General features: G+C 41.5%; 1 protein-coding gene. It reads right to left on the minus strand.

Annotation, left to right across the window (positions count from 1 at the left end; genetic code table 11):
- Window positions 1-425, minus strand: a 425-nt coding sequence (locus A3751_RS01080) for a hypothetical protein (protein WP_197466082.1), incomplete at its 3' end; no start/stop codon positions are given.
- Window positions 426-557 lie beyond the last annotated feature (132 nt).

The raw sequence follows: 557 nt of genomic DNA on the forward strand, positions 1-557 counted from the left end.
CAAACTCCGTTTACATAAGGATAATAGAGATATCCATACGCATCCCAAAACAAAGTTTCTCTCCAGTGTCTCCAAATATTAGCTGCACGGTCTAAATAGACTTGTTTACCCGTTAGTATATACAAACGCACCAAACTACTTCCAAATGCTGCTGCTTCATTGATTGGCATTTCTACACCGTCAAGAAAAAAAGGGCTGTTATCAGGAAATTTATAAAAACCTCGACCCTCTTGGACTTCAACCCATTCACTGTCATGAGACCGTACCACAGCTTCTGCCGTACTAATAATTTTGCCGACGAGATCATCATAACCAACAACCCGATTGTCTTGGATTATCTGAGCCGCCCTTAGAAACTCCCCTAACATCAAGCCACTGTAATTCACATCCGAAAAATATAAGCTTGCCCACTGCCTTTCGTGCATAAGGTCATCGACCGAGCTAGAGGAATAATCGTAAAAGGGGCTAACGTAAAAAATGTTATATCGATCAATTCGCTCCCATTGTGGAAGAAGCCTACCATCGAAATTAACTCTGCTTTGAGTACTCATTCGAAC

Source organism: Oleiphilus sp. HI0080, from assembly GCF_001635135.1.